Raw genomic sequence first — 11378 nt, forward strand, 5'->3', positions numbered from 1 at the left:
AGTTCATCTTCAAACGCAGGCTATGAAACTAAAAACGATTACCCACATGTAAGAAACATTTCTTAAAAGGGTAATCGTTTTAGAATCCTATTAAACTTTTAATCGCTTACTTTGATACATCATACCCGCAGCAATTAACAGTAAAACGGCTCCAATTAAAATCAATTGATAATTAGATGTTGCCGTATTAGGTAAAACCTTTCCTTTCTCAATTTTGTCTTTACTGCTCTCAGCGCCACCCTCTTTTTCTTTTCCTTCTCCTTTACCCCCTTCTTTTAACTCTTCTTTTGAATTATCACCTTCTTTTTGAGGTACATCTACCGTGTCCTCTGGAAGCACTTCTTCAGTTGATTCAAGAACAGTAAAAAGACTAAAATGATCGGTTGTTGCGGTCACTTTATGATCATCACTATATGATCCACCAACAAGCTCCCACTTATTTGTAGCTTCATTCAAATAATAGACTTGTAACTTATCTAAATCGGAAACGGACTCGATGTCTACATTAAAAATAAGCGTAATTGGCTTGTCAAACTTTGTGAGGAACTGCTCACCTTCTTGTAACTTTAATTCAAATACTGAACTAACCTCATTATGAAAACGGTCATTTAATGAAAGAAAGAAATTTATTTCCTGTTGTCCACTGAAAATGGAGGTCGGAATCGCTACGGTTATTCCTCCTGTTACAACTTCTAATGTGACATTTTTTTCTTTTAAAATAGCAGCTTGTTCGGCTGTTAAGCTTAAAGTCACAGAATTTTTAAAATCAGACATCTGAATGGAAAGAATCGCATCATCTGCTAAATTTCGGAGCATCTCAGTTGAGATCGTGATCTTCCCGTTAACAATAATTGCTTCAACCACAACATAGTCTAATTCACTTGGCTCTTCTGGATCGGTCCCTGGTTCTTTCGGCTCTTCTGGCTCTTCAGGTGTTCCAGGCTCTTCTGGCAACGTACTAATTTCAGCAATTCTGCCATCTGGATAATACGCGATTGGCTCCGAAAAAGTTTTCACAAAAGAAATAAACGCTTCTAAATCTTCAGGTCCTGTTACTAAGTTCTTTGCATATTGCCCTATTAATTGATACTTATCTCCATTAGATTCTGCCATATAGTTGTTCGTTGTAACTGTATAAGTTGCTTCCTCAACTAATGCTGAACCATCTGGTAGAAACATATCAACCACTTCTAATGAGTCTTTATCCCATGTATAACTAAAACCAGCAATACTAAAATCAGGCCCATAACTTGTAATTTGGGCATTTAATATTTCTCTTAATTCTGCTCCTGTCAGTTCAAATTTCACGAGAACATTATTAAAAGGTAAAATATTAAAGAGGCGGTTAAAAGTAATCTCACCAGCTGGAAGGTGATCACGAATACCACCACCATTCATTAAGGCAAAATCACTTTCCATTTCCCAAATCATACTATCGGCAATTAAATTTCCGAGTGGAGTATCGCCATCATTGGAATAATCACCGATCATATCAATAGCAGCGACACCCACTACTTCATTTAAGATCGGGGCAACTCGATTTTCATAGTCTGCTAGAATCGCTCCCACAGCTGAATCTGGTTCTACTTTACTTTGATCGACAAAAACAATTTCAGCCTCTTTTTCGACGATGTCTCCTGTTTCCGGATCAATTAAAACATCTATTGCCGCAAAAGCTTTACCATAATCTAACGCTTGAACGATTAACGTATCATCCACGATCGCATTGACGATTTGATGATTATGTCCAGCTAAAATAATATCGACTTCATCATCAACATTGCGAGCTAAATCTGCCGCAGGTCCAACAGCCGTCTCACCTGATTGTGAGGCAGCCATATGAGCCAAGACGATAATCGCTCTTACTCCCTGCTCCTTTAGTTCGGCTACTGCTTCATTTACTGCCTCAACTTCATTCGTAAAATCAATATCTTTAATTCCATCAGGGACAACCATATTCACTGTATCTGTTGTATTGACCCCAACAAAGGCAACTTGTTCCCCCTCAACTTCAACCACTTCATAAGGCGGTAAAAAATGTTCCCCTGATTCTTTTTCAACACAGTTTGCACATACAAGTGGGAAATCCATACCGGCATAACCTTCTGAGCCTTTCCCTTCAGGGTGGTCACCACCATGAACCATTCGTAATAATTCCTCTGTGCCTTCATCAAATTCATGGTTTCCAACCGTTCCAAAATCAAAACCGATTTCATTCATCATTTCGATCACTGGCTCATCTTGGAACAAGGCTGCTACAGGTGAACTTCCGCCAATCATATCACCCGAGTGAATAATAAAAGTATTTTCATTCCGTTCTTCCCATTGTTTTAAATAAGCGGCCACATAATCAAAACGACCAACTTGTAACACATCGTCTCCAACTGTTACATTGTATGTTTGGTCAATTTTACCATGCAAATCATTCATCCCGAGAAGTTGCATCGAAATAAGCTCTTCATCAGGAATTTGTGGTTCGTTAAACGGTAAATAACCATTTGCTTCTGCTTCTTCACTACTTGCAAAAAAGACACGTTTATCAACAGGAACCTCTTTCCAGTTTTCTGGTTCCACATAGGTCATCGTATCGGAGTGACCAACATAACGATGAAGACCATTCCCTGTTTCTCGGGCTCTAAATTCAAACGGTTGTTCTAATAATGGATTTTCTGGATTCCATATCCCTAACTCTGCTTCTTTTGCTTCACGAACAGTCGATTGAAATAATTCATAGTCATCTTCATTACCAACAGGCCAAATAAAGTAAGTAGTCGCATACCCTGCTCGGACCATCTCAAGGTTAATATTTAAACCATCTGATTTACGAATAATTTGAGCAAGTAATCGACCATATTGATCCGTTGCTTCAGGTCCAACTTCAACGATGACTTCATCGCCCACACTTAATAACTCATGCATATATTCGGTTGCTTCATCACCATGGTATTTTTGATTTTCATCCAGTTCATTTCGAACACTATGATACGTTTCTGGCGTGTCCATATTGAGAAAACGCACAGCTGTTGAACCTAAGACAGGACTAGCAAGATGAATCGTATCCCCATCTGTAATTCTGCCAACTGTCGATTCATAAGTTCCTTCAGAACTAGGTGGGGCTGGTTGTAACTCTGCCAGAGTAAAATCTGAAGCTTTACGAGGTAGTACTTGATAAGTGTTAAATTGACTTAAAACCCCTGTCACCTCATACCAATTCCCTTGTTCAATCGAATCAATCGCATTTGTTCCTTCCATCACACGAACCGTTGTCGCCTGGAAGTCTTCATCGATGAATGAAATATTATAGCCACCACCAGCAGGACTACTCGGGATATTTTGTACAAAACCATGGACCGTTACTAGCTGCCCTTCTAACGGCTCCGCAATCGCTGGATCATTTAAATCAGCTAATGTCACCTCTACTGGTAAAGGTAATGGATTCCCTTCCGATATTTTTTCAATTCCGTTAGCTACAGGAACAACTTCTAATAAGCCGTTGTATTCAACTAAATTCCCACGAACTTCAATGAGATCTCCTTCATATAAATCAGGAAATTGATTTTGGTTAAAATTAAATACATTAATCCCAGCTGTCTCATCTTGAATATAAGTCGTATACTGATTGCCACTAATCGCACTACTATCAACTGTGACAACACCTTGAACGATCACTTGTGAATCAAGTGATTTCGTTCGAGCCTCCACTATCGAAATGAGCTCTAAATCTCCCTCCTCAGGGGGCTCTTGTCCAGCTTCAAGAATTTGATAACTAGATGCGGAATGTAATCCTGGAATCGAAAAGTAATTTTGAAGATTACCAGTAATTTGAACCTTTGCTTGATAGTTCCCTGGATTACTCACTAGATTCAAACCGTTTCTAACATTCCCCGCTGGTAATTGAACCGGAATCATTTTCGTTAAATCTGTCTCATCTGGAGAATCTGCTAAAGCCAAATTCGTATTTGTTGTAAAAGGGGGTTCTAATCTAAAATTTGTTGCACTTGTCACTGTTCCTACTATGTACCCCTCAACGGTTGCTCGCCCTGAGTTATTCTCAATTGCTTCACTAACCGAAATCACATCTTCTGCAGCTTTAACTTGAGGTGTCAAAGCTGGCAAAAAGTGAGTGAACATTAGTAAAAACACTAAACTCAGATAAATCACTTTTTTCCACAACTGATTTTTCATTTCATTCCTCCTCATTTTAGACAGAATATTAGGAAAGTTAATGACATAAAAAGACGACAACATCCAACATTTACAATGTCTAGACACGATCAATTCTTTTTCTACAATAACAAACACTTTCCTGCCTTTACAGAATATCACTTTTATATAAGGAAAAGGTTAATCGTTTGTAAAAATAAGGTTAAAGTATCAAATAGCATGTAATCTAACCATTACTATATATCTATTACATATGACTCCTATAGTACTTTCGTAATAGCGTCCGTTAGATTATTTCACAATACTATTTAGTCAAAATAATTATTTATACACATAACTCATGACAAAGGATAAGCGCAGGAAGATCCTTCTCCCCACGCCTATTCATTATATTAAGTTATTATTGGACATTTTTTTCGTTCCCAAACGCCATTTATGAACCAAAAATGTGGCAAAACCATTTGTTCCAAAGCGAATACTATCATCATTTGTTAGCGGATAAAAACGTGCTGTCAATGTCTTTCGTCCCCCATTTACGAAAATTTCGATAGAGGAAGTGTCGATAAATATATGAAGTGAAGACAATTGCTCAACTTCACATTGACGCTTTTCAAAAGCACCGTCTACATAGCTTTTACGTTCCAATGTAAACACACCCTTGGAATAAAGGAGTCTTACTGCTCCTCCGATCGTTAACTCCCACCAACCATCTGTTACTGTGATGTCATCGATTAAAAGTTCTAATGCTTTCCCGTTCACTTCGGCTAACTCAACGTGTTCCTCGTCTAATTGAACATTGTGTATAATAGCAGCCCCAATACGCAATTGCTCCAATTCTAAAACAGGTAATTGCCATATTTCTCCACCAATAAGTTTTAACTCTCGTGGGAGCGTCATGTTATGCAACCAACGATAAGCAATGGTTGGATGTGCTTGCTCATCTTGATCAGGAACACTCATCCATGCAAACATAATCCGACGACCTGCTTCGTCTTCTGTTGTTTGCGGAGCATAAAAGTCAAAACCGTGATCAAGCTCGTGAAAATCGTCATGGTCATACTGTCCCGTTTCTGGATCAAATGAACCGACAACATAGCCTGCTTGATAAACATTTAAATAATTCATCCCTTTTGGCTCAAGGCCTTGAGGAGAAAAGACCAGCACATCACGTCCATCAAGGGTAAACATATCGGGACACTCAAACATATAGCCAAATTCGCTTAAACGACCTCGTCCCCCACCTATGAGAATTCCTTCATGTTTCCAATCACGAAGATTGCTTGAAGAGAACAGTACTACGGCCCCTTTTAATTCAGTTGTTTGGGCACCAATCACCATAAAAAAACGTCCTTTTTGCTGCCACACTTTCGGGTCACGAAAATGAGACGTATAGCCGTCAGGTAAACGCACAACTGGACCTTCTTTTTGGAAATCAAGACCGTCTTCAGATACCGCCAAACATTGATAGGTCTCACGATTTCCTTTTTCACCCTTTACATTTCCTGTATAAAAAAGATAGAGTCTTCCTTCATGCTCAATTGCACTTCCAGAGTAACAACCGTTTTTTTCAAACCACTCAGAAGGCGTAAGGGCAATCTTTTCATGATTCCAATTCACTAGATCTTCTGATGAATAATGCCCCCAAAACTTTGCCCCATGGTCCGTTTTAAACGGCATCCATTGATAAAAAAGATGAAAAGTCCCCTTCCATTGAATCCACCCATTGGGATCATTTAACAATCCAACTGGAGGCATTAAGTGATAGCGGAGACGGTATGGGTCTTGTTGAACAAGCTCCTGATGTTTTTTTACTTCTTCATCGGCTTCCGTTCGTAATTGTTCATCCTTACTCGTCATCTCACAATCGCCCTCCTAACTTAGTGATTTCTTCTAATGTTGGCAAAGCGGTCATTGCTCCTTTTTGCGAAGCAGCCAGAGCTCCTGATAGCGAGGCAAATTCAGCTACCCTAACCGCCTCTGCTAGAGTCAAATCTGCTAACTCTCCTTTGTATTCGTTCAATAAATAAAGCATACTAGAGACAAAAGCGTCACCAGCTCCTGTAGTATCAACAGCTGTGACAGACATCGCCGAAACATACTGATGTCCTTTAGCAGTGTAAACATAACTTCCTTTTTCACCTAAAGTTAGAAAAATAAGCGGAATTTTATAGGTTTTTAATTGTTCCATCGCTTTTTCTAAATCAGATTCCCTTGTTACAAACTCTAGTTCTTCTTCTGAAATTTTTAATATATCGGCTTTCTCTAGCATCGAAACAATCGTCTGGTGTGCTTGTTCTTTGGACTCCCATAGTCCTAAACGTAAATTAGGGTCATAGGAAACCCACATTCCCTTTTCTTTTGCTAAATTGACCGCGTACTGTGTAGCTTCTTTGGCCGGACTTGAAATTAATGAAATGGAACCAAAGTGAAGAAGTTTATGATTGTAAAAATCTGTCTCAACTATTTCGTCTATTTGTAGAAATCGATCTGCACTTGGATTAATATAAAAATCAAAAGTACGTTCCCCATTAGCTGCATTTGTGACAAACACCACACCCGTCCTTACATCTCTTTCTAACATCATTCGATCTGTATGAACACCGTAACCGTTTAACGTTTCTTTTAAAAACCGACCTAAAACATCATCACCTACTTTACCAATAAATGTTGATTTCGCCCCTAGTCGTGCAACTCCAACCGCTACATTTGCTGGAGCACCACCCGGACTTTTTTGATAGTTTGTATTTGATGGATCAAGCGGTATAAAATCAATCAGTGCTTCCCCTAAAGATAGAATTCCCTTTTTCATATGAATCACCTCTGTTTTAAAGACAGCCTCCACTTTTCATTAAAAAAGGGAGGCGGAACTTTTAATCTTCTTTCCAACCAAGTAATAAAGTTAAGATAAAAGCACTGGAAATCGCAATCACAAATCCGATTAGATAATTGAATGGATCTTGGGCAATTGCAAACATCGGAATTCCTGTTAATCCAATTCCATTAGCCATTACTTGTGTCCAGACAACATATGCACCTCCAAGTGCTCCACCAATTGCTGCCCCAATAAACGGAAGACGGTATTTTAAATTAACGCCAAAAATCGCTGGTTCAGTAATTCCCAGAAAGGCAGAAACTGCTGCTGGCAAGGCAATTCCTTTTACTTTTTTATTTCTAGTTTTAAAGAATACAGCCAGTGTTGCCCCACCTTGAGCAACATTTGCCATCGCCCAAATTGGTAATAAGTAATTTCCACCGATAGCGACAAGCATTTCCGCTTCAATAGCATGGAAACTATGATGCACCCCTGTCAATACAATCATCGAATAAAGGCCTCCAAATATAAGACCAGCAATGGGACCAGCTGTGTTATAAACAACATCAAGTACGGTTGTAATCGCATTCCCTAACCCACGACCTAAAGGTCCTATGACCAATAAAGCAAAAAATCCGGTTAAAATAACGGTTAAAAATGGCGTTAGAAGTAAATCAATTACATTTGGAACAACTTTACGTAAGCCTTTTTCAATTTTTGACATCACATAAACGGTTAGTAAAACAGGAATAACCGTCCCTTGATAACCAAGCATTTCTACCGACATACCAAAGATATCAAGAGTTTCTGGTACTGCATCCGATAATCCCCATGGATTTAATAAAGCCGGATGAGTCATAATCCCACCTATAACCGCACCTAAAAATTGATTTCCTCCGAATTCCTTGGCCGCACTAAATCCAATTAAAATTGGCAAAATAATAAAAGCGGCGGATGAAAACATATCAAGTAAAACAAAGAGCCCACTATCAGCGTTTACCCAATTATAAGTGTTCATCAAACCTAGTAGCCCCATCAACATCCCTGCTGCCACAATCGCTGGTATAATCGGCACAAAAATATTCGATAGTGTGCGAGCAAAACGAGCTAATGGATTCATTTTCTTTTTAGCTGCATCACTATGGGATTCCTTTGGTCTTTCCTCATTATTATTCTCTTCTAAACCAAGAAGTGGTGCAAGTTCAATAAACACTTTGTTTACCGTCCCTGTTCCAAAAATCACTTGGAATTGACCAGAACTAGAAAAAGCTCCTTTCACCCCATCTAATTCTTCGATCTCTTTTTTATTGATTTGCTCTTCATCATCAATAACCAAACGTAATCTTGTTGCACAATGTGCCGCGCTGATCACATTCTCTTTTCCCCCTAAATGCTCCATAAGTTGGTTAGCAATCTCTTGGTGATTCATCTTATTTCCTCCTAGATTTAAAGTTTTTTATTGTCGAAGTGCACATGGCGTACTCATCAAGACAACAAAAAAGACCTAAAATATATAAAGTACACACAGGTAGCTCGAAGAAAAGTCGATCTACCTATGTCGCCTTACACATTTTAGGTCTTGCCTGCCTAACCAGTCACAATCCTACAATATTCATGTTCTTTTGTCATTATTCTACAAGATGAAAACGTTATCGTCAACCGTTTATTCGTTTGTTAACCTTTGAATATGAAGGGAAATATAAGCAACCTCTGATTCTGGAAAGCGTATTCCATATTCTTGTTCCAAAAATTCAACAGCCGCCTTCGCACATCCATAAGCCGCTTCATATTTATCTTTAATCAAACTCAACATATCATGATCAATCGGTTCGAATTCCTTCTTTATTTCAATTCGATTCAAAGCAAAACGTAAATGAGTGATTAAACGTTGATAATTAATGCTTGATTCTTCTATATTTATTTTTAAGATATTTTCCACTTGTTCAACAAAATCTCGTAAAATCGTCGCTTTTTCAAGCGATTCCATCATTGAGTGTCCACCAAGTTTAGCTGTATGGAGATGAAGAGCAATATGAGCAACTTCATCAAGAGGAATGACGACATCTAACTCTTTTTTTATTTCTTCCTTTGCCCATAAACCAATTTCAAACTCTTTTTTATATAAAAATTTAATCTCATTTGTCAATTTGTTCTGAATGGCCAACCCTTGTTTAATACGCTCAAGCGCAAACGAAAGATGATCGGTTAACGCAATATGAATATGATCATGAAGAGGCTCCTGTAAATACCCTTCTGCATAGCTTATCACCTTTTCAGCAAGTTCAATATGCTCTTCTGGCAACGTCGCAAGGATTTGCTGAAATTTTGCTGAAGATTGTTCATGTAACAAAAAAACCTTTTCAATTTTTTCTTTTGGGATAATATCATTTTTCTTTTTTTGAAAGGCAATCCCATTTCCAAAAACTATCTTCTCCTTTTTTCCCTCTAACACAACGACGGCGTTGTTATTAAGAACCCGAAATATACGCATCGTTCGTCTCCCCTCTTACCAAAAACTCTCGAATGCTTATTTTACCATAATAAGAGCTAGATAGTCTTCTTTTGATTGATGAAAGAGAAAGGGCTACATGTTAACATCATTAACCATTTCTTTTAGAACGCAAGTATACGCTTAAACTCGTCGTTAATAGCAATAAAACAGCAACTATGATAAGAGCATAATCAATCCACGTCTCAAAGCTCCAATTAATCACAAATAAACATAAGATAACCAAAAAGAAATTTAAAATTATTTGAAAGTTTTTCATTTAATCATTTTATGACTGGATAATCCATTCATATCTCCTTTCTACGCTTTATCTTCCTCGTTCTGGACAAGAGCTGATGCCTCTTTAAAATATTCATCAAACACCGCTGCAAGCTCTTCATAAGATTGATTTCCTTTTTTATCCCATAAAGATTGACAACTTTGTACAAATTGAATAGTGTCATCACACCATTTTATGTATTGCACTTCACTCTCTAAACCACGTTTTAAAACAGCAGATGCCATAATAATACGGGCATTCATTACATTTCTTTCTTTAATACTTTTAAAACGCTCTTGAATAATCCCTTTCATTTTTTCTAACCGCTTCTGCCTTTCCTTTTTATAAAGATTCAGCTTCAATAACACTTCATCAAAAGATATACGATCAGAGAAAAACACTTGCATTAAAAAAACGTCTTTTATTTTCGGGGGTTCAGTCGGTGTCATAAGCCATTGGATTAACTCTCTTTTTCCTGTTTCTGTAATAGTATATATCTTTTTATCAGGCTTCCCTTCTTGTTCCACAAACCGACTTTGAATGAGTTCTTCTTTTTCAAGCTTACTTAATTCTGGATAAATCTGTGACAAATGACTGTGCCAAGAAATACTCATCACATCATCAAACTCTTTTTTTATATCGTATCCACTAGCCTCCCAATCACTTAAAAAACCTAAAATTGCGTATCGTAACGACATCCACTCACCTCTTTTTGATTCCCATTTACTTAACCTGTTTTTTGATGAGACACTTTTTCAGTTGATAAGATAAAACTTAAATTCTCCACACCTACCTTTAATTCCTCTGTCAAAAAAGTTACAAGCAAATAAGTCTATCGAACTTATAAACAGCATCGCACATGTTAATAGAAGTAAAACTGGCTTTAACATTTTATGATGCCAAACATAACTTAAACTAGATAAGATCATCTTTGTTTGACTTTGTTTATTATTTTGTTGGTTTTTTATTAAAGGTTTAATTTTTGAAATCACAATTATCGTCAAACCGAGTACAGCACTTGAAACAAACAATAATATTAATGGAGAAACAGACAACTTAATCATCCATGCTGTAAAAATCTGCCCACCTATTTTCATTATTGCGTTTTTGCTCGCTAGTTATTTTTTTAATACTATTAACTCAATTTCGCAGCGTATGATTGACCGTTAACCGTTGATAGAGATTGACTTTAGGGCGATACAATACTCAAATCGACTTTACACGTTCGGTTCAATCGTTGACAGTCTGAACCCATCTCTTCGTAGGCTGTTGAAGGAAACTGTTCACTAAAATGAAGAAGAGCATTGTCTATTTTTTCTTGATGCACAGTTTATCCGTTTGGTGTGATTTGCGTTCTCGCTTTTCTAACGTATCAAGGGCATTTGTTTAAGAGCTTCTATTCGCTCTGCCAACTCGTTGAACGGATTTTCTCGATGCGAAAGTTGAGTATTAAGATTGAACTTCTTTGATGATGAGTTGTGCCTCTTTTTCACATTAATTTAAAATGAGCTAAAGCTAATTCTCTGTTAAATTTTTAAAGAAAAGTATCGAACCATTCTCTCCACCATTTCTTCTTCACTTTCTACCATAGATCGTTTGCTCCACTCTAATAATACTTCAAACAAACCTCCGCA

General features: G+C 37.6%; 7 protein-coding genes. All 7 read right to left on the bottom strand.

The features are described 5' to 3' along the window. Nucleotides 1-90: 90 nt before the first annotated feature. Nucleotides 91-4185, bottom strand: coding sequence for a DUF6359 domain-containing protein (locus tag BALCAV_RS19135; RefSeq protein WP_003320559.1), 4095 nt, complete (start codon nucleotides 4183-4185; stop codon nucleotides 91-93). A gap of 366 nt (nucleotides 4186-4551) precedes the next feature. Further along, a complete protein-coding gene (locus tag BALCAV_RS19140; RefSeq protein WP_003320560.1) occupies nucleotides 4552-6021 on the bottom strand; it encodes a glycoside hydrolase family 32 protein in 1470 nt (489 codons plus the stop codon). A gap of 1 nt (nucleotide 6022) precedes the next feature. Then, entirely contained in the window at nucleotides 6023-6973 is a 951-nt protein-coding gene (locus tag BALCAV_RS19145) for an aminoimidazole riboside kinase (RefSeq protein ID WP_003320561.1), read from the bottom strand. Between the two features lie 61 nt (nucleotides 6974-7034). Beyond that, nucleotides 7035-8405, bottom strand: a complete 1371-nt coding sequence (locus BALCAV_RS19150; protein ID WP_003320562.1) for a sucrose-specific PTS transporter subunit IIBC — start codon at nucleotides 8403-8405, stop codon at nucleotides 7035-7037. 234 nt (nucleotides 8406-8639) lie between these two features. Then, the gene (locus BALCAV_RS19155; protein WP_003320564.1) at nucleotides 8640-9467 is read right to left on the bottom strand and encodes a PRD domain-containing protein; all 828 of its coding nucleotides are present in this window, start codon (nucleotides 9465-9467) and stop codon (nucleotides 8640-8642) included. Nucleotides 9468-9785: 318 nt separating this feature from the next. After that, complete coding sequence (locus BALCAV_RS19160) at nucleotides 9786-10442, bottom strand: PadR family transcriptional regulator (RefSeq protein WP_003320565.1); 657 nt, start codon at nucleotides 10440-10442, stop codon at nucleotides 9786-9788. Between the two features lie 57 nt (nucleotides 10443-10499). Then, nucleotides 10500-10841 carry a hypothetical protein gene (locus BALCAV_RS22910; RefSeq protein WP_136446073.1) on the bottom strand — a complete coding sequence of 114 codons (342 nt, stop codon included), beginning with the start codon at nucleotides 10839-10841 and terminating at the stop codon, nucleotides 10500-10502. Nucleotides 10842-11378 lie beyond the last annotated feature (537 nt).

Source organism: Alkalihalobacillus alcalophilus ATCC 27647 = CGMCC 1.3604 (genome assembly GCF_000292245.2).
Lineage (GTDB): Bacteria > Bacillota > Bacilli > Bacillales > Bacillaceae_D > Alkalihalobacillus > Alkalihalobacillus alcalophilus.

Bases quoted from the DNA above. Each gene is read 5' to 3' on its own strand.
- BALCAV_RS19135 (WP_003320559.1), bottom strand. From the start codon at position 4,185: ATGAAAAATCAGTTGTGGAAAAAAGTGATTTATCTGAGTTTAGTGTTT.
- BALCAV_RS19140 (WP_003320560.1), bottom strand. From the start codon at position 6,021: ATGACGAGTAAGGATGAACAATTACGAACGGAAGCCGATGAAGAAGTA.
- BALCAV_RS19145 (WP_003320561.1), bottom strand. From the start codon at position 6,973: ATGAAAAAGGGAATTCTATCTTTAGGGGAAGCACTGATTGATTTTATA.
- BALCAV_RS19150 (WP_003320562.1), bottom strand. From the start codon at position 8,405: ATGAATCACCAAGAGATTGCTAACCAACTTATGGAGCATTTAGGGGGA.
- BALCAV_RS19155 (WP_003320564.1), bottom strand. From the start codon at position 9,467: ATGCGTATATTTCGGGTTCTTAATAACAACGCCGTCGTTGTGTTAGAG.
- BALCAV_RS19160 (WP_003320565.1), bottom strand. From the start codon at position 10,442: ATGTCGTTACGATACGCAATTTTAGGTTTTTTAAGTGATTGGGAGGCT.
- BALCAV_RS22910 (WP_136446073.1), bottom strand. From the start codon at position 10,841: ATGAAAATAGGTGGGCAGATTTTTACAGCATGGATGATTAAGTTGTCT.